At 77.6% G+C, this 24,005-nt stretch carries 15 protein-coding genes; 5 read left to right on the forward strand and 10 right to left on the reverse strand.

The window, feature by feature from the left end:
* Positions 1-15: 15 nt before the first annotated feature.
* A complete protein-coding gene (locus ACWDD9_RS13065; protein WP_449811628.1) occupies positions 16-1,293 on the forward strand; it encodes a serine hydrolase domain-containing protein in 1,278 nt (425 codons plus the stop codon).
* 141 nt (positions 1,294-1,434) lie between these two features.
* On the opposite strand, the gene ACWDD9_RS13070 is transcribed toward ACWDD9_RS13065, so the two are convergent.
* Positions 1,435-3,816: an ATP-binding protein gene (locus ACWDD9_RS13070; protein WP_449811629.1), complete on the reverse strand. Its 2,382-nt coding sequence runs from the start codon at positions 3,814-3,816 to the stop codon at positions 1,435-1,437.
* A 328-nt stretch (positions 3,817-4,144) separates the two neighbouring features.
* Complete coding sequence (locus ACWDD9_RS13075) at positions 4,145-6,823, reverse strand: BTAD domain-containing putative transcriptional regulator (RefSeq protein ID WP_449811630.1); 2,679 nt, start codon at positions 6,821-6,823, stop codon at positions 4,145-4,147.
* 428 nt (positions 6,824-7,251) lie between these two features.
* Here ACWDD9_RS13075 and ACWDD9_RS13080 point away from each other — a divergent pair, with 428 nt between their 5' ends.
* A complete protein-coding gene (locus ACWDD9_RS13080) occupies positions 7,252-10,080 on the forward strand; it encodes a BTAD domain-containing putative transcriptional regulator (protein WP_449811631.1) in 2,829 nt (942 codons plus the stop codon).
* Between the two features lie 72 nt (positions 10,081-10,152).
* Here the strand turns inward: ACWDD9_RS13080 and ACWDD9_RS13085 are convergent, their stop codons facing one another.
* Together ACWDD9_RS13085 and ACWDD9_RS13090 are read right to left on the reverse strand one after the other, a co-directional pair.
* Positions 10,153-10,791 (reverse strand): sigma-70 family RNA polymerase sigma factor, encoded by a 639-nt coding sequence (locus ACWDD9_RS13085; RefSeq protein WP_074004942.1) that lies wholly within the window; start codon positions 10,789-10,791, stop codon positions 10,153-10,155.
* Positions 10,792-11,095: 304 nt separating this feature from the next.
* The gene (locus tag ACWDD9_RS13090; RefSeq protein WP_074004943.1) at positions 11,096-11,467 is read right to left on the reverse strand and encodes a hypothetical protein; all 372 of its coding nucleotides are present in this window, start codon (positions 11,465-11,467) and stop codon (positions 11,096-11,098) included.
* A 287-nt stretch (positions 11,468-11,754) separates the two neighbouring features.
* On the opposite strand from ACWDD9_RS13090, the gene ACWDD9_RS13095 reads away from it, so the two are divergent.
* The gene (locus tag ACWDD9_RS13095; RefSeq protein ID WP_449811632.1) at positions 11,755-12,705 is read left to right on the forward strand and encodes a hypothetical protein; all 951 of its coding nucleotides are present in this window, start codon (positions 11,755-11,757) and stop codon (positions 12,703-12,705) included.
* Between the two features lie 164 nt (positions 12,706-12,869).
* Here ACWDD9_RS13095 and ACWDD9_RS13100 read toward each other — a convergent pair whose 3' ends face one another.
* The 6 genes from ACWDD9_RS13100 to ACWDD9_RS13125 form a co-directional block, all read right to left on the reverse strand.
* Positions 12,870-13,157, reverse strand: coding sequence for a DUF6896 domain-containing protein (locus ACWDD9_RS13100; protein WP_449811633.1), 288 nt, complete (start codon positions 13,155-13,157; stop codon positions 12,870-12,872).
* Positions 13,158-13,646: 489 nt separating this feature from the next.
* Complete coding sequence (locus tag ACWDD9_RS13105; protein WP_449811634.1) at positions 13,647-16,979, reverse strand: right-handed parallel beta-helix repeat-containing protein; 3,333 nt, start codon at positions 16,977-16,979, stop codon at positions 13,647-13,649.
* A 106-nt stretch (positions 16,980-17,085) separates the two neighbouring features.
* The gene (locus ACWDD9_RS13110) at positions 17,086-18,141 is read right to left on the reverse strand and encodes a hypothetical protein (RefSeq protein ID WP_449811635.1); all 1,056 of its coding nucleotides are present in this window, start codon (positions 18,139-18,141) and stop codon (positions 17,086-17,088) included.
* 1,111 nt (positions 18,142-19,252) lie between these two features.
* Entirely contained in the window at positions 19,253-19,870 is a 618-nt protein-coding gene (locus tag ACWDD9_RS13115) for an SMI1/KNR4 family protein (protein WP_449811636.1), read from the reverse strand.
* 53 nt (positions 19,871-19,923) lie between these two features.
* Positions 19,924-22,503, reverse strand: coding sequence for a hypothetical protein (locus tag ACWDD9_RS13120; protein WP_449811637.1), 2,580 nt, complete (start codon positions 22,501-22,503; stop codon positions 19,924-19,926).
* A complete protein-coding gene (locus ACWDD9_RS13125) occupies positions 22,503-22,640 on the reverse strand; it encodes a hypothetical protein (protein ID WP_449811638.1) in 138 nt (45 codons plus the stop codon). Before ACWDD9_RS13125 ends, ACWDD9_RS13120 begins: the two co-directional genes overlap by 1 nt.
* Positions 22,641-22,814: 174 nt before the next feature.
* Here ACWDD9_RS13125 and ACWDD9_RS13130 point away from each other — a divergent pair, with 174 nt between their 5' ends.
* Together ACWDD9_RS13130 and ACWDD9_RS13135 are read left to right on the forward strand one after the other, a co-directional pair.
* Entirely contained in the window at positions 22,815-23,498 is a 684-nt protein-coding gene (locus ACWDD9_RS13130) for a DUF6308 family protein (RefSeq protein WP_449811639.1), read from the forward strand.
* 231 nt (positions 23,499-23,729) lie between these two features.
* Positions 23,730-23,975, forward strand: coding sequence for a hypothetical protein (locus tag ACWDD9_RS13135; RefSeq protein ID WP_375873703.1), 246 nt, complete (start codon positions 23,730-23,732; stop codon positions 23,973-23,975).
* Positions 23,976-24,005 lie beyond the last annotated feature (30 nt).

Raw genomic sequence — 24,005 nt, forward strand, 5'->3', positions numbered from 1 at the left:
AGAGAACCGAGGAACATGGCGAAGACCAGCCTTCTGCGTCCGCTCGCGGTGGCCGCCGCCGGCGCCGTCCTGGTGGCGACCGGTGCCCTGCCCGCCGCGGCAGCCGGCCAGGACACCACCGACCCGACCGCCCCCGACCTCGCCGGTGTGCGCACCGCCCTCCAGGCCACCACCGCGGCCGGCGCCCCGGGCGCCTTCGCGGTGATCAGCGACCACGGCGCCGTCGACCGGACCCGCTCGGTGAACGTCGGCCTGGCCGACCTGGACGGGACCCCGATGAACTCCTCGTGGAGGTTCCGGGTCGGCAGCAACAGCAAGATGTTCGCCGCCGTTCTCGTGATGCAGCTGGCGCAGGAGGGCCGGATCGACCTCGACCGGCCGCTGCGCGAGTACCTGCCCGCGGACACCCTGCCGGAGAGCTGGACCATGACGGGCCGCCAGGTGATGGAGCACCGGGCCGGCGTCTACGACCACACCAACGACCTGCTGGAGCAGGCCGGCGAGGAGACCACCAGCGCGTTCGAGGCGCGCATCCGCAGCACCGTGTACGACCCGCGCGCGCTGGTCGCGATGTCGGTCAGGCACGGCCTGCAGTCGACCCCCGGCAGCCGCTACTCCTACTCCAACACCGACTACGTGCTGATGGGCCTGGCCGTCGAGCACCTCACCGGCCAGACCTTCCCGGAGGTGCTGAACGAGCGGATCATCCAGCCGCTCGGCCTGCACAAGACCTCCTTCGTGGTGCCCGACCAGAGCATCACCGGCACCCACGTCACCGGCTACCTCACCAACGACGACCGCACCAAGCCGCTGCTGGACTCCACCGCGCAGACCGGCTCCTGGGTGTGGGCCGCCGGGGCCGTCATCTCCGACGCCGGGGACCTCGACCGCTTCCTCACCGCGCTGATGGCCGGCGGCAAGGGCGGGCTCGTCTCGGACGCCTCGCTCCAGCAGATGACCGCCGCCCTGCCCACGCCCACCGCGAAGATCGCCTACGGTCTGGGCCTGCGCCGCATCTCGCTCTCCTGCGGGGACGTGTACGGCCACGGCGGCATCGTGCAGGGGTTCAACACCCAGTCCTTCACGACCCCGGACGGGCGGCGCAGCGTGGTGGTCTTCGCCAACGCCTCCAACAACGGCGCGGTGACGCAGGGCCTGATGAACACCCTGGAGCCGGCCTTCTGCGGCAAGCAGCCCACCGTCGCCCCGCGGACGGCCTTCGCGCCGGCCTCGGCCCCGGTCGGCTCGGCCCCGGTCGACACGCTGCCGGTGGTGGAGGACACCCGGATCTGACACCGGCCGTACGGCCCGCGCCCGCGCCCGCTCCCGCCTCCGGCCCGCTCCGGTCCGGCCGGGGGCGGGCGCTCGGCGTGACGGGACGCGGCCTCCGGAGGGCACCCGGTCAGTGCCGGACACGGCCCCGGAGGAAACCGGTCAGTGCCGGGCGCCCGCCGCCCGGGGGCCCTCCGCGCTCAGGTCGGTGAGCGCCTCGGTGAGCAGCTCGCGGGCCTCCTCGGCGCGGCCCTGCTCGATCAGCGCGGTGCCCAGCTCGGTCAGCGTCTTGGTCATGCTGTCCGGGCGGCCCACCGCCTCGAAGTGCACCAGGGCCTGCCGGTAGGCCTTCTCGGCGGCCGGCCAGCGCTTCAGCGCCGCGCGGTCCAGGCCCAGTTCGTGCGCGGTCATGGCCGCCAGCAGGTGGATCAGCGGCGAGGACCAGCGCTCCACCAGCTCCAGCGCCCCGGCCAGGGCCCGCCGGCGCGACTCCACCGCCTCCTCCGCCCGGCCGGACTCCCGCAGGCAGTTGGCGGCGCCCCGCAGGGTGACCAGCCGGCCGATCATCGCGGAGCGGTTGGCCACCTCGGCGAAGGCGTCCGCCGCCCGGTGGAAGGCGTCGGTCGCCTCGCGGTGCCGCTGGAGGTAGCGCAGGCCCGAGGCGAGGTAGGTCAGCGCCCAGCCCTGCTGCTCCCGGTCGCCCACCGCGCGGGCCAGCTCCAGCCCCTCGGTGGCCAGTTCGATGCCGCGCTGGTAGCGGTGCAGGCAGGTGACGTACGTCCAGGCCAGGTAGTTGACGTGCACCGCCTCGACCCGCTCGTCCCCGATCGCGCGGGCGGCGTCCGCCGAGAGCTGGAACACCTCGGCCCAGATGCCCCAGCTCAGCAGCCGGTCGGAGAACCAGTGCATCGCCTCGGCGGTGTCCACCACCTCCCGGTGGCGGCCGGCCCGCTGCGCCTGCTGCAGGGCGGCCAGCCACTCCGGGTGCTCGTACTCCAGCCAGGCGGCCGCCTCGGTGAGGTGCGCGGGGGCGGTGCCGCCGGTGCCGGTCGCGTCCGTGGCGTGGTCGGGGTCGAACCGCAGGCCGTACTCGGCCGCCCGGCCGAGGATCCAGCGGCCGGCCCGGGTGCGGGCCTCGGCCAGCTCCTGGCCCGTCTCGTCGGCGGCCAGCCGCTCGCCGGCGTAGAGCCGCACCAGGTCGTGCAGGCGGTAGCGGTCCGGGGTGGCCGCCTGCATCAGTCCGGCGTCGACGAGCTGTTCCAGCACCAGTTCGGTGCGGGCCGCCGTCCGGCCCGCGTAGGCCGCGGCGATCTCCGCGGTGAAGTCCTGGCCGGCGGTCAACGCGCAGCGGCGGAGGACGAGTTGGGACTCGGCAGGCAGCCGCCGGTAGGACAGCTCGAAGGCCGGGCGGACGGCCAGGTCGCCGGTCTCCAGCAGGTCCAGCCGGTTCTCCTCGGCGGCGAGCTGGCGCACCAGGTGGGCGACCGGCTGCTGCGGGCGGGCGACCAGGCGCTGCCCGGCGATCCGCAGCGCGAGCGGCAGGTAGCCGCAGAGCCTGGCCAGCTCGGCGGTGGCGTCGGGGGCGGCCTCGATCCGCTCGCGGCCGGCGATCCGGGCCAGCAGCCCGGCCGCCTCGGCCGGGGCCAGCACGTCCAGGCTCAGCCGGTGCACCGACTCCAGTCCGGGCAGCACGTTGCGGCTGGTCACGATGGTCACGGCTGGGCCGGAGCCGGGCAGCAGCGGGCGCACCTGGCTCTCGTCGGCGGCGTTGTCCAGCACCAGCACGAGCCGCCGCTCGCGGACCAGCGCCCGGTAGAGGCCGGCCCGCTCCTCCGTCCCGGCGGGCACCGCGGCGTCGGCGACGCCCAGGGCGCGCAGCACCTGGCCGAGCGCGTCCCGGGCGGGCAGCGGCTGCGGGGACATGCCGCCGAGGTCGAGGGAGAGCTGGCCGTCCGGGAAGCGCCCGGCCAGGGCGTGGGCGGCGTGCAGCGCGAAGGAGGTCTTGCCGAGGCCGGGCTGACCGCTGACCAGCACCACGCGCGGGTGGGCCGGGCGCTCGTCCTCGGCCAGGCGGGCGAGCAGGGCGAGGGCGTCCTCGCGGGCGGTGAAGTCGGCGATGTCGCGGGGCAGCGCGAGGGCGCTCTGGCCGAGCTCGGCGGGGATCGCGGGCGGGGCGTCGTCGCGGGCGCCGGCTGCGCGGGCGGTGGAGTCGGCGGAGGCTTCGCGCGGGGCGGGCCGGCCGGGCCGGGCCCGGCCTCCGGCGGGCGTCGGGGCCGGCCGCGCCCCGCGCGGGCGTCCGGACTGCGCGGCCCGGTCCAGCAGGTCCGCCTGCGCACCGTCCAGCCCGAGCGCCTCGGCCAGGGCCCGTACGGTGCGCCGCTGCGGTCCGCGGGTGCGGCCGCGTTCCATGTCCCCGAGGGCGCGCAGGCTGACCCCGGCCGCCGCGGCGAGCTCCTCCTGGGTCAGGCCCGCCGCCACCCGGTGCCCGGCCAGCAGGCGGCTGAACTCGTTCGCGTCCGTGTCCGTGCCGCCCCCGGCCGCCATGCCCCGCCCCCGCTCGCTCGGTCCTGCGCAGTTCCGCACTTCTGCCTGGAGTCGCCTCCGGCGGTTCGCTGCGGTGCGCTCCAGGCAGAAGTATGCCCCGGCGGACAGGTTCCACCTATTCCGCCCTCTCCCGGGGCATCCGCCCAGGTCAGGAGGGACGGGTACGGGCGGGGCGGCGGGGCGGGGGCGGTTCCGCGAGGGGCGGGACGCCGGTAGTTCCGCCTGTGGTTCCGCTGGTCGAACAGCGGATTCCCGCCACCGGCGGCCGGCCCCGGTCCATGCCGGCCCCCTGCGCCGGCCCTCCGCCCCGGCCTCCTGTGCCATGCCGCTACGCCGGCCGCCTCGCCTCCGCGCCCTCGACCGTGCGCCCGAGGGCGTCCAGCAGGTCGGCGAGCAGGTTGTGGGAGCGGGCTTCGAGGGCCGGGTCGCCGACGGTGCGGCCGAGGGCGACGGCGAGCCGGGCCGAGGAGAGCGCGGCGTCCCGGCGGCCGAGCGCGTGCAGGGCGCGGGCCCGGCTGTGGGTGGCGAGGACGGCCTCGGCGCCGCCGGAGCGGGCGGTGGCGGCGCGCACCGCCTCGTCGGCGTGGCGCAGGGCGGGCCCGGGGTCGTCGGCCAGGACCAGCGCGTCGGCGAGGTCGGTGAGCGCGCGGACCAGCAGGTGGTCGGTGGCGGGGGTGCGGGCGGCGGCGACCAGGTCGCCGAGCATGGGCACCGCCCGCTCGTACCGTCCGGCCCGCAGCAGGGCGGCGGCCACCCGGCTGCGGCAGTGGTGGCGCAGCGCCGCGTCGCCGGACCGGTCGGCGGCCGCGACGGCCCGCTCCAGGGTGTCGGCGGCGGTGCGGTGGGCCGCGCGGTCGACGTGCAGGACGGCGAGGTCGGTGGCGAGCCGGGCCACCGCCGCCTCGTCCCGGTCGGTGTGGGCGGCGCGCAGCCCGGCCTCGACCACGGCCCGCCAGTGCGTCCGGTCATGGCCGGTGGTCTCGTACAACCGGCAGGCCCGGTGGGCGAGTTGCCAGGCCGCGGCGGGCCGTCCCTGCTGCTCGGCGCAGACCACCACCGCGCGCAGGGCGCTCTCCTCGCGGCGGAACCAGGCCCCCGCGCCCACGGTCGCCGCGCCGCCGGCCGTCCAGCCGGCGGTGACGTCGAGGTAGTGGGCGATCAGCCGGTCGAGGGCGAGGAACCGTTCGTCGCAGGTGAGTTCGGCGGCCTGCGCGGCGGCGTGGCGGCGGACCAGCTCGCGCCGGGCGTACCGGCCGGGGCCGCTCTCCTCCAGCAGGTGGACGGCGTCCAGCCGGGTCAGCAGGGTGCGGGTGGCGGCGGGCGGGAGGTCGGCGAGGGCGGCGGCGGTGTCGGTGTCGAGCTCCGCGCCGGGGTGCAGGCCGAGCAGGGTGAACAGCCGGGCGGCGTCGGGCGCCAATGTGCGGTACGTCCGGTCCAGCGCGGCGGTGAGGCCGAGCGGGCCGCCGGCGGTGCCGGTGCCGGAGAGGGCGGCCGGACCGGTCTGCTCGTCGGCGAGTTCGGCGGCGAGGTCGGCCACGGACCAGTCGGGCCGGGCGGCCAGCCGGGCGGCGGCCAGGCGCAGCGCGAGCGGCAGGCGGTCGCAGCGCTCGGCGAGTTCCGCGACCGCCTCCGGCTCACCGGCCGTACGCTCCTCGCCGAGGACGCGGGCGAGCAGGGCGGCGGCCTCCTCGGGGCCGAGCACCCCCAGCGGCAGCGGGATGCCGCCGGTGCGGACCACCAGGTGGCGCAGCCGGCTTCGGCTGGTGACGATCGCGACCGGGGCGGGCTCGCTGTCGGTGGCCGGTGGGTCGGGCAGCAGCGGGGCGAGCTGCTCGTAGGAGGCGGCGTCGTCCAGCACGACCAGCATCCGCCGGCCGCCGACCAGTTCGCGGTAGCGGCGGGCGCGGTCCTCGGGGTCGCGGGGCAGGGCGTCCGGGGCCGTACCGAGCGCGGTGAGGAACTCGCCGAGCACCTCGGCGGGTTCGCGCGGCCCGTCCGGGTCGAAGCCGCGCAGCTCGGCGTGGAGGACGCCGTCCGGGAAGTAGGCGTCGCCGCGCCGGGCCGTCCACTGCCGGACCAGGCTGGTCTTGCCGACCCCGGCGGGGCCGGTGACCAGGATCGGGCGGCCGTCCCGGGCGGCGGGCACCACCTGGTCCAGCCGGGCGAGTTCGTCCGTCCGGCCGACGAACCGGCGGTCGGCGGCGGTCCGGGCGCCGGACTGCTCGCCGGCCAGGCGCAGCTCCGGGCCGGGCGGCCGGGAGAGCCGGGCCACCGCGCGCTCGTAGCGCTCCCGCGCCTCGGCGCTCCGCCCGTCCTGCTCCAGGCAGCGCACCAGCCGGGCGGCCAGCGTCTGCCGGGCGGGGTGGCCGTCGGCGGCCTCGGCGAGTTCGGCGGCCAGTTCGCCGCCCCGGCCGTCCCGGAGCAGGCCGTCGGCCAGCCGTTCCAGGGCGCGCAGCCGCAGGTCGGTCAGGTACGGGAGGGTCCGCTCGCGCAGCAGGGCGGAGCCGCAGTCGGCGAGCGCCGGGCCGCGCCACAGGTCCAGCGCGGCGCGCAGCAGGGGCGGGGCGCCGTCCGCCGGCGCGGCCTCCACCGGCGTGGCCTCCATCGGGGCGGGCTCCGGCGGGGCGGTCCCCGGAGGGGCACCGTCCAGCGGGGCGGCGGGCTCGGGGAGCAGCACACCGGCCTGTTCGCAGAGCCGGCCGAAGCGCAGCACGTCGACCCGGTCGGGCTCACCGGCCAGCAGGTAGCCGGCCCCCCGGGTGCCCAGCTCCAGCCCGGAGCCGTCCAGCAGTTGGCGCACCGCGGCGACGTGGCCCTGCAGGGCGGCCCGCGCGGTGGGCGGCGCGCAGCCCTCCCAGACCAGCTCGATCAGCTCCTCGGTGGCCACCGTCCGGTTCAGCCGTACGGCGAGCGCGCTCAGCAGCGCCCGGCGCTTGGGGGCCGAGGGCGTCACCGCCGTCCCGTCCTCCCGCCGCACCACCACCGGCCCGAGCAGATCGATGTGCACGCGCCCGTTCCCCTCCCCCACCATCCGTCGACTCCCCGGCTGGTTCGAGGATAGGGCCGACCGGGCCCTTGACGTCGGCCGTACGGTACCGGGCCGCTACGACACCGGCGTCGCGTCCGCGGCTCCCGGCCGGGCGGCCACCGCCGCACGGCCCCGCGCCCGCCGCTCCGGACGGGCCGGGCACGGCGGCACGGCCCCGCGTCCGCCGTCCGGTGCAACCGTCACCGGCCCCATCGGCATCCCTCTCAGGGGTGCCCCGTGGAGCCCGGTCGGACCGGGGGTGGGCGCCCCGCGCGGGCGGGCGTCCGAGGGCGGGAGCAGCCGTCCGGCGTGGACCGGACAGGTTCTCGCACTACACTGCTCCACCCCGAGGGCCGATGGCCGCTTCGGGTGTGATGTGCGGTTTTGGGGCGAGGTGGGGGGTACCGGTGCGGATTCGGCTGCTCGGGCCGGTGGAGCTGCGGGTCGGGGCGGACGGCTTCGCGAGCGTGGCGGGTGCCCAGCGGCGGGCCGTCCTGGCGATGCTGGCGCTGCGGTTGGGGCTCGTGGTCACCATGGACCAGCTGTGCGAGCTGCTCTGGGACGAGCAGCCGCCGCCCACCGCCCGGGCGGCCGTGCAGGGGCACGTCGCCGCGCTGCGGAAGGTGCTCGCCGACACCCCGTTCGAGCTGCACACCCGGGACTCCGGCTACCTGCTGACCGGGCCGGCCGACGCCGTGGACGCGCTGCGCTTCGAGGAGCTCGCCGGCGAGGCCGAGGGGCAGGCCGGGCTCGGCGACTGCGCCGCAGCGGTCGCGCTGCTGGAGGAGGCGCTGCGGCTGTGGCGCGGCGAGGCGCTGGCCGACCTGCCCGAAACCCCCCTGCGGGACGCCGCGGTGGACCGGCTGAGGCAGTCCCGCACCGCCGCCCTGCTCTGCTGGGCTGGGCTGCGGCTGGGCCAGGGCGCCGGGGCCTCGGCCGTGCCGCTGCTGAAGCACGGGGTGCGGCTGGACGGGCTGCGCGAGGAGCTGGTGGCCATGCTGATGCGCTGCCTGCACCAGGCGGGCCGGTCCGCGGAGGCGCTGACCGCCTACCACCAGGCCCGGGTCCGGCTGGACGACGAACTGGGCATCAACCCCGGCCCGGCGCTGCGCGCGGCGCTCGCCGAGGTGCTGGCCGACGACCGTACGGCGGAGCCGCCGCCCGCCGCTGAGCCGGCCCCCGGAGCGGCCCCGCAGCCCGCGCCGGTGCCGCGCCGACTCCCCCGCCGCCACCCGGACTTCGTCGGCCGCACCACCGACCTGGCCCGCCTCGACCTGGCCTGCGGGACCGGCCGCGCCGGGGACGGCCCGGTGCTGGTGGTCGGCCCGGCCGGGGTCGGCAAGAGCGCGCTGGTCACCGCCTGGGCGCACCGGGTCGCCGACCGCTTCCCGGACGGACTGCTCCACGCCGAACTGCACGGCCTCGCCCCGGACGGCCCCGCCCGGCCCGAGGCCGTCCTGGCCGGCTTCCTGCGCGCGCTCGGCGTACCGGAGGACGGCGTCCCCGAGGGGCGCGCCGCCCGGGCCGCGCTCTACCGCGAGCGCACCAGGGGCCGGCGGCTGCTGGTGCTGCTGGACGACGCCGCCGACGCCGACCAGGTCGCCGACCTGCTGCCCGCCGGCCCGGCCGGCACCGCCGTGGTCACCGGCCGGGGCTCGCTGGAGAGCCTGGTCGCCGTCGAGGGGGCCACCCTGCTGCGCCTGGCCGCACTGCCCGAGGACGACGCCCTGCACCTGCTGGAGCGCGCCCTGACGCCCGAGCGGCTGCGCGCCGAGCCGGAGGCCGCCGCCCGCCTCGCCGGGCTCTGCGACCACCTGCCGCTCGCCCTGCGGATCGCCGCCGCCCGCCTGGCCGACCGGCCGGACCGGACGATCGCCGGGCTGGTCGCCGAACTCGCCGACGAACGGACCAGGCTGGCCGTCCTGGACGCCGACGGCACGCTCTCCGTCGCGGGCCGGCTCGGGCTGACCCACCGCCGGCTCTCCGAACCCGCGGCCGAACTGCTCACCGCCCTGGCCGCCCACCCCGGCCGCGAGGTGGACACCCCGGCGGGCGCCGCCCTGCTCGGCAGCGACACCGCGACCGCCCACCGGGTGCTCGGCGAGCTGGCCTCCCACCACCTGCTCACCGGCACCGCCCCCGGCCGCCACGCCCGGACCGACCTGGTCCGGCTGTACGGCGCCGGGCTGCTCGCCGAACGGCCCGAACAGCACCGGCGGCTGCTGCGCGACCGCCTGGCCGACCACTACCTCACGGCCCTCGGGCACTGCGGGTCCTTCCTCGACCCCGGCCAGGAGGACACCGCCCCGCCCGCCGGTCCGGCGCAGGCCCTCCCGGCCGTCGGCGACATCCGCACCGCGCTCGACTGGTTCGACGCCGAGGAGCCGGCGGTCTCCGCGCTGGTCGCGTCCCCCGACACCGACCCGGCCCGGGCCTGGCGGCTCGCGCTGACCTGCGGCTCGCTCTACTACGGCGCCAGCCGCTTCACCGACTGGCTCGCCAGCGCCCGGCTGGGGCAGGCCGCGGCCGAACGCTGCGGCGACCCGGTCGCGGTCGCGCTGCTGCTCAACTGCCGGGCGCAGGCCCTGGTCGCGCTGGAACGCCGGCAGGAGTCCGCGGAGGCGGCCCGGAAGGCGGTCGCCGCGGCCGAGTCCGCCACCGGGCCCGCCGCCGCGTCCGCGCACGTCCGAGCGCTCGCCACGCTGGCGCTGGTCACCGCGATGCTCGGCCACGCCGCCGAGGCCGAGCGGCTGGCCGCCGCCGCCACGGCGCTCGCGCTGGAGTCCGGCGACCGCCGCCGGCTGGTCGACGCCAAGGTGCACCAGGGCTGGGTGAGCCTGGCCGCCGGGGACCGGGAGGGCGCCCAGCGCCGGTCCCGGGAGGCCCGCGAGCTGCTGCCGGCCACGCCCGTCACCCAGGTCCACCTCTGGTCGCTGCTGACCGAGGCGCAGGCCCTCGCGCCGACCGTCCGCGACGACGCCGCCGACCTCGCCTGGCACCGGCTGCTCGCCGCCTGCGAGGAGGCCGGCCTGCTGTACCTGCACGCGGTGGCCGAACAGTCCTACGCCGCCTACCTGTTGGCCCGGGGACGGGAACCGGAGGTGCGCGGCCGGCTGCGCACGGCGCTGGACCGCTTCCGCTCGCACGACCGGCAGGCGGGCCACTGCAGCGAGTTCACCACCAGCCTGGAGGAGTCGCTCAACCTCCGCACCGGCCGGCGGGCGACGGACGACTGAACCGGACGGTCGGCGCGAGGGGCCGCGCCCCGGTCAGCCTTCGTCCCGGTCAGCCTGAGCCGGACGGCCCCGTCAGCCGGCCGCCGAGGCCGCCCCGCGCACCGTCGGGGCGTACCCGTGCTCCGTCGCCAGCACCGGGCGCAGCGCCCGGATCGCGTAGAAGTTGCGGGACTTGACCGTCCCCGGCGGCACCCCCAGCCGGGCCGAGGCCTCCAGCACCGAGCGGTCCTTGAGGTGGAGTTCGACCAGCACCTCGCGGTGGTGCTTCTGCACCCGGCGCAGCGCCAGCGCGAGGTCCCGGGCCACCACCACCTGCTCGTACGGGTCGTCGGCGACCGGCCGGTCCTCGACCGTCTCGCCGATCACCTCCTTGGCGCGGGCGGCGGCCATCCGGTAGTGGTCGATCGCGATCCGCCGGGCGACCGTGAACAGCCAGGGCCGGGCCGCCTCCGCGCCGGCGGCCAGCGCCTCCGGGTGCTGCCAGGCGCGCAGCAGGGTCTCCTGGAGGATGTCCTCGGCCTTGCCGCGGTCCCCGCCGGTGGCCCGCAGCAGCGCGCGCAGCAGGTAGCCGCCGTGCAGCCGGTGGATCTCGGCGAGCACGTCGGGGTCGAGGGTCGGGCGGGCCGGGGCGGTGGCGCCCTCCGGCGCGGCGGCCGGACCCTCGGACGGCGGGGTGACGGACGTGGGCTGGGCGACGGACGGCTTCGACACGCGCTACCTCTCAGGTCGGGCAGGGGGCGCAGCACGGGCAGGGGACGCAGCACGGGCAGGGCGTGCTGGGCACCGCCGGAGATCCCCGGCGGTGGCTGCACCAGCACACTGCCGGAGCCCGCCAAGTCCGCACCAAGGATCCGCCAACGCCCCCGCCCGGGGCACTCGGGCCACCCCCGAGTGCCACCATTGGCGGGCGCCGACGACTGTTGGCCGGTCGTTAGCGGCCGTGAGCTGCGGCTTCTTCCGCCACCGCCCGGTTCGGCGCCCGGCCCCCCGCCGAGCGCCGCACCGGGCCGCGGTGTCAGCCCTCGGCGAGCGCCCCGAGCAGCTCCCGCACCCCGTCCTCGCCCCGGTGCTCGATCAGCACCGCGACCCAGCCCGCCAACAGCTGCCGCTCCGCCGCCGACCACACCGGTGCCGACGGGTGCTCGTCCACCACCAGCGCCGTCGCCACGCCCAGCAGCCCCGACTCCGGCCGCGGCCGCTCCTCCGGCGCCGCACGCAGCGCCAGCCGCCGGGCGACCGCGATCACCCGCTCCGCCGCCGCCTCGGGCACCGCCAGCCCGGCCGGCCCGGCCGCGCTCGGCGCCCCGGCCCGCACCAGGGCCGCGACGAACTCCCGCGCCTCCGGCCCGTCCGCGGCCATGCCGCGGCCCTCCCCCGTCCCGTTCACGGGACTCACGCTCCTTCCGACTCGGTGACACTCGGCGGACGCCGGGTGCCACCCGATGACGGTACCGATCGGTAGCCGGTCGGGCGGAGGGTTTTCTCGTTACGGGCCTCCCGAAGCGACAGGGGGCGCGCCGTGCGCCCTGTTCCGCTCAACGGGCCCTCCACCACCAGCGGTTCAGCTGAACCGGAGGGTAGCCTTCAGCCGTACTCCCGGCTGTACGGGTAGACCGTACGGTCGGCCGGACCGGACGCACCCGTCCGGCGCACCAGGGACCGGGAGGTCGTCCGATGGCTTACTCCGACGGCACCGCGGGCGCGGGCGGCACCGCCCAGGCCGCACCCGACTACTCGCCGGCCGTCTGGCCCGAGCCCGTCGCCCTGCTGCCCCGGCTGCCCCCGCGCCCGCTGGACCCGCTCGGCACCGTGCTCATCCCGCCCGCCGAACGGCGGCCGTCCACCCGGGAGCCGGCCGTCGGACCGTCCTCGGCGGCGCCGCTCCCGTTCCTGCCGCCGAGCCCGCCTACCCCCGCACCGCTGCCCGCACCGCCCGTACCGCACCCCGACTCCGACCGCCCGCGCACCCTGCGGCTCGCCCTCCCCGGCGGCGGGGAGGCACGGCGGCGGCGCCTGCTCGACCGCGTCCGGGCGCCGCTGCGGACCCGCCACCGGATCGTCGTCCTGGGCGGCCCCGCCGAGGGGGCCGCCGCCCTCCTCGGCGCCCTGCTCGCGGAACACCGGGCCCACCCGGTGCTCGTCCTCACCACCGCCGGGCCCGCCGGGAGCGAATGCCGCACGGGCGGCCGGGTGCTGCGGTCCGTGCGGCCGGACCCGGCCGCCCTGCGGGAGGCCCTCGGCGAGGCCGACGGCCACTACCCGGTGATCCTCGCGGACACCACCGGCGCCCCGGCCGAGGTCCGGCTCGCCGCCGTCGAACACGCCGACCGGCTGCTGCTCTGCGCCCCGGCCTCCGCCACCGGAGCCCGCACCGCCGACGCCCTCCTCGACCACCTCGCCGCCCTCGGCCACCACGGCCTGGCCCGCGGGGCGGTCGCCGCCTTCACCCCCGCCCCGCCCACCGACCGCCCGGTCGCCGACCGCGACCTCCTCCCCCACTTCCGCACCCGCTGCCGCGCCGCCCTCACCCTCCCGGCCGCCCCCGCCGCCCTCCGCGCCCGGGCCCGCCTCGACTACCTGGAACTCGCCGCCCTCATCGGCGACGGCATGGCCGAGCACCGCTGAGCCGACCGGGCGGCCACCGGTCAACCCGACGCGAGGGCGTCCGCACGGGATCCGGCCGGGGCGAACCAGCCCGGCCGCAGCTCGACGAGCAGGTCGTCGAGCCCCCGGACCGCCGGACCGGGCTCCTCCGACGGCCACTCGACGGGCGTCGCCAGGCTCCGCCCTTAGCAGCGCAGCCGCCAGAGGTCGAACGCCGCCGTGCCGTCGATGAAGTCCACGTCGATCTGGACTCCGGCCGGGTCGGTCATCCGGCATCCCGCCCCGTGCACCAGGTACGCGTAGCCGCCGGCCTCACCACTCCGGCTGATCCGCCCCGAGCGTGCCGCCGCCAGGATGTCCGCCAAGCGCTCCAGCGGCGGCACCGCCTCGCACAACGCCGCCTCCGCCCGGTCGAGCGCGGCGACGAAGCCGAGCACCAGCTCTCTCGCCGTCGGCGACTGCCGCTCCGTCATCAGGGCCCTCCGTTCCCGTGCCGTGCCGCCCCTCACCCGCCGGGCGCATCCGGTCCCTGAGGGGCCCTGATGGTCCCACGGCGCCGATCACCACGACGAGCGGATTCCTCCCGTCAGGCCCTCGGCCCCGGCCAGACGACCGGCTCGCCTCCGCACAGCTCGGGCGCCGGCCCCGGGCGCGCGGGGCCAAGGCGGCGGCCACCGCCGCCAGGGCGACGGCCGCGAGGACGGTGAGGGCGAGGAGGCCCGCCTCGATGCCGGCGCCGCTCTCGGGTGGAGCGGGGCGCGTGGTGAGGACGACCGCCGGGGTGACAGCGGCGACGGGGCCGACGGTGCCGTGGCCGTACTGATGGCCAGGGCCGCGGGAGGCGGCGGCTTCCCGGTCTTCGGCCGGCTGGTCGACGGTCAGGTCCGGGCGGTAGCCGAGGACGAGGACGGCGGCGGCCGAGCCCGGGTCGGCCGCCGCCCGGGGGCGGGGCGGCGGCGTGGTCACGCGAGAGTGCCGAACCGTTCGGCCGGGATGTCCTGCGGCAGCAGCAGGCTGAGTTCGTCCAGGTCCACCACGTCGACCCGGGACAGCCGGCCCGCCTGCCGGGTGACCATCGCTTCGAGCACCTGCCGGGCGAACCGGCCGTTGCCGAAGGAGCGGTCGCGCGGGACGGCGCCGAACAGGGTGCCGAGTGCGGCCAGGGTCTCCGGGGTGCAGGTGTAGCCGGCGGTCTCGGCCCGCGCCCGGACGATGGCGACGAGTTCCTCGTCCGCGTAGTGCTCGAAGGTGATCTCCCGGGAGAACCGGGAGGCCAGGCCGGGGTTGGAGGCGAGGAAGCCGCGCATCTCCTCCCGGTAGCCGGCCACGATCACCACGACCTCGTCGCGGTGGTCCTCCATCAGCTTCACCAGGGTGTCCACCGCCTCCTGCCCGAAGTCCCCGCCGCTGCCGTCGCGGGGCGTCAAGGTGTACGCCTCGTCGATGAACAGCACGCCGCCCCGGGCGCGTTCGAAGGCGTCCCGGGTGAGGTGGGCGGTGTGGCCGAGGTAGCGGCCGACCAGGTCGGCGCGGGCGGTCTCGACCAGCCGACCGGAGGGCAGCACGCCGAGTTCGGCGAGGAGTTCGCCGTACAGCCGGGCGACGGTGGTCTTGCCGGTGCCGGGCGGGCCCGAGAACACCAGGTGGTGGCCGAGGGGGGCGGCGGGCAGCCCGGCCTCGACCCGGCGCCGGGACTGGCGGGTCAGGTTGACCAGGTCCTCGACCTGCTCCTTGACGGCGGCGAGGCCGACCATGGCGCGCAGCCGGTCGAGCAGGCCGGGCTCCCCGGCCCGCCCCTCGCTGGCGGCGGCCGGGGCGAACTCCTCGCCGACGTCGGCGGGCAGCAGCCGGGTGAGCGCCGCGTTGTCGAACTGCTCCAGTTCGGCGAGCCGGGAGGCCTGCCGGTCGACCATCTCCTCGAACACCTTGCGGGCGGCCCGGCCGTTGCCGAACTCCGCGCCCTTGGGCATCCGGTCGAAGTGCGCGGCGAGCGCCTCCCGGGTGCCCTCGGCGAGCTCGTAGCCGTGTCCGCCGGCGGCCTGCTCGACGATCGTGGCGAGCTCGTCGGCGCGGTAGTTCCGGAACTCGACGGTGCGGCTGAACCGGGAGGCCAGGCCGGGGTTGGAGGCCAGGAACCCGCGGATCCCGGCCTCGTACCCGGCGACGATCACCACCAGGTCGTCGCGGTGGTCCTCCATCAGCTTCACCAGGGTGTCGACGGCCTCCCGGCCGAAGTCCGGGCCGGCCGCGCCGGAGCCCGCCGACAGGGTGTAGGCCTCGTCGACGAACAGCACCCCGCCGAGGGCCTCCCTGACCACCTCGGTGGTCTTCAGGGCCGTCCCGCCGACGACCGGGGCGACCAGGTCGGCCCGGGCGACCTCGACCAGGTGACCGCTGCGCAGCACGCCGAGTTCAGCGAGGATCGCCCCGTAGAGCCGGGCGACGGTGGTCTTGCCGGTGCCGGGCGGACCGGCGAAGACGAGGTGCCGGCTCATCGGCAGGGCGGGCAGCCCGGCCTGCTCGCGGCGGCGGGTCAGCTTGCCGAGGTTGACCAGGGTGGCGACCTGCTCCTTGACGCCCTCCAGCCCGACCAGGGCCCGGAGGACGGCCTGCGGGCCGACGGCCTCCTCCGCGGGGGCTTCCGTACCGTCGCCGGCGGCGTCCGCAGCGACGGCGGCGGTGGCGGCCGCCGTGCCGTGGGCGTCCGGCGAGCGGTTGTCCCGGCTGTCGAGGTTCTCCACCACGAGGCGGTCGGTCGGCGCGGTCTGCCACAGCCCGGCGCCCTGGTTCCCGGCGGCCGTGCAGTCGGTGAGCCGGACGGGCTCCGCGGACTCGGAGCGCAGCCCGTCCACGGTGTTGTCGCCGAGCCGACAGGAGGTCAGGGTGGCCCGGGCGCCGGGCAGCAGGTGCAGCCCGTGCCGCCGGTTGCTCCCCAACCGGGCGCGGGTGGCGGCCAGTTCGCCGCCGCGTTCGACGCTGGCGCCGTCGAGGGCGTTGCCGGTGCACTCGACGTCGCGCAGGATGGCGACGCCCCCGGCGCCGACCGAGATCCCGCAGGACCCGCTGCCGCGCACCAGGCCGCCGCCGAGGTGGGTGTGGGCTCCGTCGGCGATCCGCACCCCGTGCCGTCCGGCGTCGACGACGGTGACGTCCTCCAGTCGGCCGCGCCCGTCGCCCAGCACCTCGATCCCGTGGCGGCCGGCGGCGGTGACGGTGCCGCGGCACAGCAGCGGGTCGGCGCCGTCGCGCACCACGATGCCGGCACCGGCCGCGCGGCGGACCTCCAGGCGGTCGAACTCGGCGGCGCTCCCGCCGGTGAGTTCGACACCGTCGGTCCCGGCGTCGCGCACCACCGTCCGCAGCAGGCTGGGCCCGGCCGACCCTCCGACGTGAATGCCGACCCCGGCAGGGGCGGTGACCTCGCAGTCCTCCAGGGTGCCCCGGGCCCGGCCCGCGATGTGCAGACCGTACCCCTGGGGGCGGACGGCGCGGCAGCGGCGCAGCAGCGGGTCGGTGCCGTCGGTGAGGACGTAGCCGTGGCCGCGCACGGCGGTGACGGTGCAGTCCTCCAGCACGACCCGGGCGGCGGAGCCGACGAAGACGCCGAGCGCGCTGTCCCGGATCGCGGTGCGCAGCAGGCGCGTGCTGCTCCGCTCCTCCAGGGCGACGGCGGGCTTGTCGGTGCCGGAGATCTCGCAGTCCTCGACGACGCCGCGCGCCTCGCCGTTGGCGCACAGGCCGTTGCCGCGCGCGTCGCGCAGCACGCAGCGCCGGACGGTCGGGTCGGCCCGCTCGCCGATGACCACGGCCGAGGTGCCCAGGTGCTCGACGACGCTGTCCTCGATCACGCTGGAGCCGGTGGAGGTCTCCACCAGCCCGGCGCCGGCCGGGTTGGTGACCCGGCTGCCGCACATGGCGAGTTCGCCCGGCCCGCGGGTGAGCACGGCGGTCCAGGCGTTGCCGATCACCTCGCAGTCCCGCACGGTGAGGCGGCCGCGCGGGACGTCGACGGCGGGCAGTTCGTCGTCCTGCCCCTGGAGCACCAGACCGGTCAACCGGACGGCCTCGGTGAGCACCTGGACCACCGAACCGCGCCGGGGGCTGATCCGCACACTGCCCCGGACGTCGGCGGCGGTGATGCTCACGGCCTTGGTGAGCACCAGGTTCTCGTCGTACCGGCCGGGCCGGACCGAGATCACCGCGCCGCCGCCGGCCGCCCGGAGGGCCTCGCCGATCGTCCGGTAGGAGCCGGGTTCCCGCTGCCCCGCGCAGACCGTCAGCACCGGGCGCGACATGCCTGGGGTTCCCTTCGTCGTGGGGCGTTGTGGTTCGGTCGCTCGGTGGTTCGGTGACTCAGCGGCTCGGTGGCTCGGCGGGTCCGGGCCCCGGTGCGCGCCGGGGTCAGGCCGTGCAGGTGGCGCGGACGGCGCTGGCGGCGTGGTGGGCGCCGGTGGAGCCGCCCCAGTCCACACCGCGGCTGTGCAGCGTGACGGAGATCGGGCCGCGGTAGGCGAACGGCCCGTTGTTCACCCAACTGCCCCGGCTCGCCGTCTGGTTGATGGTGAACGAGCCCACCTGGCCGCCGCCGCTCTGCACCGTGTAGGTGCTCGGGTTGCCGCCGACCTGCTTCACGTCGCCGCTGGCCGGGATGTAGACCGACAGGGTGCAGCTGGTGACCTTGTCCACGGTGAAGGTCCAGACGACCGAGTTGCCGTTGTCGTCCTTGTTGGCGTTGCCGGACATCGGCATCGAGGCGTAGGTGCCGTTGCAGCCGTCGCCGCTGTAGCCACCGGAGTTGTTGCGCCAACCGCTGCTGCCCTGGTCGAACCAGCCGTTGGTCTTGTACTGGCCGCCGCCCGAGCAGTACGGGCCGGCGATCACGGTGACCGGTGCGGGCGGCTTGGCGGCCGGGGGCACGGGCTGCTGGGGCGGCGACGGGTTCGGAGCCGGCTTGTTCGGAGCCGGCTGGTTGGGGGCCGGCTGGTTCGGCGCCGGGTTGGCCGCACCGCCGCCGCCCGTGCCACCGGCGGCCGGGCCACCGCCGCCCGAACCACCCGAGGCGGCGGCCGCACCGCCCTGCGCGCGATCGCCCCCACCGCCCGAACCCGCGCCGCCCCCAGCGAGGTTGGCCCCGACGCCGGGAGGAGCGGCCGCACCGGCACCGCCCCCGCCACCGCCGGCCCCGCCACCAGCGCCGCCGCCGGTGCCGTTCGGGGCCGAGGCCGCCTGGTCGCCCGACGCCGGTGCGGCCGAACCGTCCGGCTGCGGTGCCGCCGAGCCCGACTGCCCGTCGGGCGCGACGCCGCCGGCGGTGCCACCGTGCTCGTCGAAGCCGGGGACGTTGGCGGGCGGGGCGTCGGCCTGGGCCGGTCCGTGCGGGTCGCTGCCGCTGCGCTGGGTCACCATCACGGAGGTGCCGACCAGCACCAGGCCGACGGCGACGGCCGCGGCGATCATCGGACGGGAGACCCGGCCGGTGCGCGGCCCAGGGTCCCCCGGACCCACGGGCCCCGCGGGGGTCGCCGGGCCGACGGGTGCCGTCGGGCCCTTGGCGGGGGACGGCAGGGGCGCCGGCCCGATACCGGTCCCGGCCGGGGGCCTGGCTCCAACCGTGGACTTGGGCCCGGACGCGGGCTTCGGTCCGGTTCGCGCCCCGTTCGTCGCGGCGCCCGTGGCCCTGGAACTGACACCGACTCCGGCGCCGACACCGGCGCCCGGCTGCACGGGCAGCACCGCCGTCTCGGCGCTCGCGGACCTGGGCCCGGCCTCGGACTTCGCCCCGGGCCGTGCCCCGTTCGTCGCAGCGCCCGTGACCCCGGCACTGACACCGGTACTGGCACCGCCATTGGCACCGGCGCCCGGCTGCGCGGGCCGCACCGTCGGCGCGGGGCTCGCGGGCTTGGACCCGGCACCGGCACCCGACGTCGCGGGCGGCACCACCGGCACGGAACTCGCGGGCTTGGACCCGGCGCTGACACCGGCCTCGGCGCCCGACCCCGCGGGCGGCACCGGCGCCGCGGGGCTCGCGGGCTTCGACCCGGCGCCGGCCTCGGGACCGGCACCCAGCCGCGCGGGCGGGACCGTCGGCGCGGGGCTCGCGGGGTTGGACCCGGCCTCGGACTTCGGCCCGGGCCGCGCCCCGCTCGTCGCAGCGCCGGTGACCCCGGCACTGACACCGGTACCGGCACCGCCACCGCCATCGGCGCCCGGCTGCGCGGGCGGCGCCGCCGTCTCCGCGCTCACGGGCGCCTCCGGCGGCTTCCCCTGGTCCGCCTCGGCCGCCAACGCCCAGTTCACCGCCGGGAGCCGGAAGCCGCCCGGCCTCCGCTCCGGCCCGCCGCGCTGCTCCTCGCCCACCATGCATCCCCTGTGCTCGATGACACTCCTGTGGGGAGCTACGGCCCGCACGGCCGAACCGGTTCAGCCGAAATCGGCGCGCCTCGGACCCGACCGTCCGGACCGGCTCCGCGCCCGCCACCGGCCGGGTCCCACCCCGCGCCCCTCCCACCGACCACGTCCCTGTGTTCCGTCCGACGGCCGGCCGCCCGTGCGGGGTTCACCGGGTGGTTCAGAAGGACCAGGAGAGCGGCTCTCCGGTGTACGGGTCCAACCGCTCCTCGATGCGGCGCCGCTCCTCACGCCAGTGGACGAAGTGCGGGGACGGATCGCCCCAGAGGGAGGCGTCGCTGAGCGGACAGCGGTCGAAGCCCTCGGTGAACAGGCGGCGCAGGAACTCCGCCATCCCGCAGTCGTAGAGCTGCCAGTTCGGCGACCCGTGACGCTCCCACACCAGGACCGGCCACCTGTCGGGGTCGTCGTCGACCGTGAGCCAGCCGAGGACGTCCGCCCCGCAGCTCACCCCCCACGCGATCACCGAGTCCGGCCCGGCCTCGACGCCGGCCGGCCCGCCCTCGGTCGACCAGAGGCTCCGCAGGATGGCGGTCTCCCCGGCCGCGCTGCCGAAGCCCGGGCCCTCGGGCGGTGCCGTGCTCGCCTCGGGGGCCAGGACGCCGAACGCCTCGTCGATTCCACCGGCCCCGTACGTGGCCATGAACGCCACGTAGTCGGCGGGGAACCGGACGCCCCAGGCCTGGCCCACCGCGGCCCAGTCCACCTGCTCGTCGGCGCCGTCGTGCGGCGACATGACGGCTTTCAGCGCGGCGACGGATGCTTCCCCTGCTTCCATGACCCCTCCTGTGGTCCGGCTCCGGGACGCACCGTATCCGGCCCCACCGACAGTCAGTCGGCGGGGCCGGAGCCGACGCCCAGGTCGAGGGCGTAGCGGGAGGGGTCGGCGGGGCGGACCCGGTCGGCGGGGGCGACGGCGTCGCGGCGGGCGAGCCAGGTGCGCAGCCGCTCGGGGCTCGGGCGGACGCCGCCGATCTCGTGGAGCAGGACCCGGGCCGGACGGCCCTCCTCCGGGTCCGCCGGCTGGACCTCGACCACCTCGAACTCCGCGCCCGGGACGAAGACCACCATGGGCGGGTCGCCCGGCTCGCCGAAGGCCGAGCTGCGGCGGCCGCCGACGGACCAGATGGCGAACTCGATCCCGACGTCCTCCCCCAGGTCCGCCTCGGGCACCGCCAGGGCGGTCACCGGGGCCCGCTCGGTCAGCACCGTGCCCGGGGCGTACGCGGCGAGGTCGCAGGCCCGCGCCGGACCGGCGACCAGCACACCGCCGTAGTACCCGGGCAGCCGCCGCAGGCCGGCGGCCAGGCAGCGCAGGTACGGGCCGTAGCGGCCGGGCTCGCCGGAGCGGGCCGCCGCGAGGAGTTCGGCGCGCGGGGCCAGGGGGCCGGAGTCCCCGGCGTGCAGCAGGAGGGCGACCAGCTCGGGCCCCTGGTCGCCCTCCTCCGCCTGCGCGCGCAGGGCGGGCAGCCGGGTGGCGACGTCCTCGGCCCGCCGAGCCAAGGGCTCGTAGGCGGAGCCGAGTTGGGCGACCAGGGCCTCGCCGTCCCCGGCGGGGGTGGCGGGCTCCGACGGCTCCGGCTCCAGCTCTGGGGACGGTTCCGGGGCCGGGGGCGTCGCAGCGGGCAGCACTGGTTCGGGCTCGGGATCGACTTCCGGGGCCTCGGCGACCGGCTCCTCCACCTCAGGCCCAGCGAGCAACTCGGGCTCTGCTACCAGGACTTCGGCAACCGACTCCTCCTCATCGGGCTCCTCCGCGACCACCTCAGGGGCCAATATTGTTCCCTCATGGGCCTCCCCTGGAGCCTCCGCCGCCAACGCCCCTACCGAAGTCGGCACCGGCTCCGAACCGAGCACGGCCACCCGCACCTCCGCGGCCTCGACCACCTCCTCGCCGACCCAGTCCAGCCCGTACTGCCGCGCGCAGAACCGCCCCACCGCGGCCGACTCCACGTCCAACACCCCCGCCACCACGAGCGCGAGGCGTACCGGCCCGGCCGGGAGCGAGCCCAGCACCGTACCGAGGTGGTCCCAGACCGCGTCCGGAACCGGGCGGCCCGGCGTGCCCACGACCAGCACGGGCTGTACCGGGTCCGGCCGACGCAGCCGGGGGCCCCGCTCCGGGGTCGCGGCCGGGCGCAACCACACTCCGGCCGCCACCGCCTCCACCTCCCAGCCGGGAAAGGCCGGGTAGCGCGCCGCCCCGAGCACCGAAGGCGGCGCGGGGAGAGCCGGAAAACGGCCCGCCCCAGGGACCGCGGGCGGGCCGGGGAGAGCGGGAAGCCGCCCCACTCCGGGCCCCGCGGGCGGGCCGGGGAGAGCCGGGAAACGCCCCGCCCCAGGCCCCACAGCCGGGCCCGGGAAGACCGGGTAGCGCCCCGCGCCGGGCACCGGAGGCGGGCCGGGAAAGGCCGGGAAGCGACCTGGACCGGGCCCCGCACCCGGACCGGGGAGAGCCGGAAAGCGCTCCGCCCCAGACCCCACACCCGGGCCGGGCCCGACGCGCCAGCCGACGGCGGTGACGGTGCGTTCGCGCGGGCGGGCGGACAACTCGATGAGGTACGGTTCCCAGCCCTCGCCCCCGTCCGGCGCCACGTGGACGTGCCGCACGCCGCACCCGGGCGCCCCCGGCACGCCCGACCTGGCCACCGGCACGCCGATCGCCGCCCGCACCTCCTGCCCGAGCGAGGCGGCCAGCACGGCGGCCGTCTCGATGAGTTCGAGCGGCGCGGCCCACGGCGCGCTCAGCGCGAGGTACTCCCGATGGGGCGCCTGCTCCTTCAACAGGGTCGCCGCACTGGCCAGTTGGGCACCGCTGGGCAGTGACCGGGCGGGCGCGCCGATGATCATCAGCAGCCGGTCGCGCGGTGCGAAGGCCCGGTCCAGCACGGCGGGGCGGACCGGTCCCACCGCCGCGTCGGTGATCCAGTACGCCCCGCCGGCCAGCGGGGTGATGGTCGCGTCGGCGGGCCAGCGGCCGCCGAGCGGCTCCGCTCCCCCGCCGGGCCGGCAGCGCCACCACGTCCCGTCCACGGCCGGCAGGGTGCCGTCCGGCTCGACGCTGACCACCGTGTCCGGTGCGACGACGGTCAACCCGCTGCGCCGGGCGAGCAGTTCGGCGGGCCGCCGGCCGTCGGGGCCGACCGCGGCCAGTCCGGAGGCGGCCAGCACCAGCACGTCGGCGTCGCGCCCGCGCGCGGCCCGGGCGAGTTCGTCCAGCGAGGCGAGCAGGACGGGCGCCGCGTCCTCGGCGGCGGCGAGCAGCAGCAGCGCGCCCGGCTGGGCGCGTACGGGCGCCAGCGCCTCGGCCAGTCCGTCGGCCTCCGCGCCAGGCGGTGCGATCACGTAGTGCGCGCCGAGCGCCCGCAGCGTCGAGGCGCCGACCGCCTCCGGGGCCTCCACAGCGCCCATCACTCCTCCTCCGCCGGGCCCGTCGTGGCGCCCCGGGTGGGGGTGTCCGGTACGTCGGGCTCCACCCGCAACGCATCCGGGACCGGCCTCTTCAGCACGACCGGGTGCGCCCGCACCTGGTCGCGTCGGGACTGCATCCACTTCCTCCCGGGTTCCTCGCGGACGCGCCCGCCGCTTCGCGGACGCACCGCTGCGCGCCCACTACGGTCCTACGGCCCCCGGCACCGGCCCGGTTCACCAGCCCCCGGACCGGATTGTCGGACCCCTCTGCCACACTGCCCCCGGACGCACGGATTCGAAGGGGGTCCCTCATGACGGCGCTGTGGATTCCCCCGGTGTACGGGGACACCGGGGCCTCCGTCCGGCTGCTGCGTGACTACTTCACCCGGCGGCGGGCGAAGGGCGACCACTACTACACGGGCGCCCACTTCGAGCGGCTCGCCGACGGCGGTGACCGCCCGGAGACGGCGGACGCCTTCACCGCCGACGACCTGCTCGCGATCACCATGCTGAGCGTCTCGGTCGAGCCCCACGGAGCCGTCGAACTGCTCACCGACCCCGACGGGCACTGGGGCCGGCTGCTGTCCGCGATCCCCCGCGACGCCCGACTGGAGGACCCGGCCAGTGCCCCGCTGATCGCCCCCGGCGGACCGGCCGCCGAACTGTGGGACCGACTGGCGAACCCCCGCGCCGCCTACCCGGGCAAGCCGGACGGCGTCGGCCCCGTCGTCGCGGGCAAGCTGCTGGCCCGCAAGCGGCCGCACCTGATACCCGTCTACGACATCCGGGTGAAGGCGCTCTTCCGGCGGCCGAAGGTCGACACCACCTTCTGGTCCGCGCTGGCCGACGCCCTGCGCGCGGACGGCGGGGCGTTCCGCGCCCGGTTGGCGGAGCTCCGCACGGAGGCCGGGATCGGCGAGGACATCGGCGTGCTGCGGGTGCTGGACGTCATCGCCTGGATGCACCAGGGCGAGGCCGGGCAGGCGACGGGCTGACCCCGCGTCCCGCCACCGGGCGGACCTCCGCCGAGCGGGTCCGGGACCGACGGCGGCGGGCGCGGGGACCAACGGCGGCGGGCACAGAGACCGCCTCCGCGTCAGCAGTTCGTCAGCGGAGTGTCGGCAGCCGTCAATAGCCCGTCAATCCGGAGCCCGGTGCCCCCGGACGGCCCGAAGCTGGACGGACCACGCCTGCACGACCCGCAGGTCGCTCCGGAGGTGAGCCGCATGTCCGTCCTCGCTGCCTTCCATTCCGACGTCCCCGACGCGCGCCGCCACGGCCACGGCCTGCGCGGCGCCTGCGCGCGGGTGCTGGACCGGCTGGCCGCCAGCCCGCTCGACAGCACCGTGCTCGGTGCCCTGGGCGCGCCCCGGCCGGCCGCCCGTCCGGCCGGTCTGCGCGCCCGCTGGCACCCCGTGCCCCGGCCGGACGGCACCACCGCCCTCGAATCCACCTGGCACCCGGACCGCTGACCCCGCCCTCCCGCGCCCGGTAGCCGCCGG

It is taken from the genome of Kitasatospora sp. NPDC001119, from assembly GCF_053598475.1.

Bases quoted from the DNA above. Each gene is read 5' to 3' on its own strand.
- ACWDD9_RS13130 (WP_449811639.1), top strand. From the start codon at position 22,815: ATGACGGCGCTGTGGATTCCCCCGGTGTACGGGGACACCGGGGCCTCC.
- ACWDD9_RS13125 (WP_449811638.1), bottom strand. From the start codon at position 22,640: ATGCAGTCCCGACGCGACCAGGTGCGGGCGCACCCGGTCGTGCTGAAG.
- ACWDD9_RS13100 (WP_449811633.1), bottom strand. From the start codon at position 13,157: ATGACGGAGCGGCAGTCGCCGACGGCGAGAGAGCTGGTGCTCGGCTTC.
- ACWDD9_RS13120 (WP_449811637.1), bottom strand. From the start codon at position 22,503: ATGGGCGCTGTGGAGGCCCCGGAGGCGGTCGGCGCCTCGACGCTGCGG.
- ACWDD9_RS13070 (WP_449811629.1), bottom strand. From the start codon at position 3,816: ATGGCGGCCGGGGGCGGCACGGACACGGACGCGAACGAGTTCAGCCGC.
- ACWDD9_RS13135 (WP_375873703.1), top strand. From the start codon at position 23,730: ATGTCCGTCCTCGCTGCCTTCCATTCCGACGTCCCCGACGCGCGCCGC.
- ACWDD9_RS13095 (WP_449811632.1), top strand. From the start codon at position 11,755: ATGGCTTACTCCGACGGCACCGCGGGCGCGGGCGGCACCGCCCAGGCC.
- ACWDD9_RS13065 (WP_449811628.1), top strand. From the start codon at position 16: ATGGCGAAGACCAGCCTTCTGCGTCCGCTCGCGGTGGCCGCCGCCGGC.
- ACWDD9_RS13115 (WP_449811636.1), bottom strand. From the start codon at position 19,870: ATGGAAGCAGGGGAAGCATCCGTCGCCGCGCTGAAAGCCGTCATGTCG.
- ACWDD9_RS13105 (WP_449811634.1), bottom strand. From the start codon at position 16,979: ATGTCGCGCCCGGTGCTGACGGTCTGCGCGGGGCAGCGGGAACCCGGC.
- ACWDD9_RS13110 (WP_449811635.1), bottom strand. From the start codon at position 18,141: ATGATCGCCGCGGCCGTCGCCGTCGGCCTGGTGCTGGTCGGCACCTCC.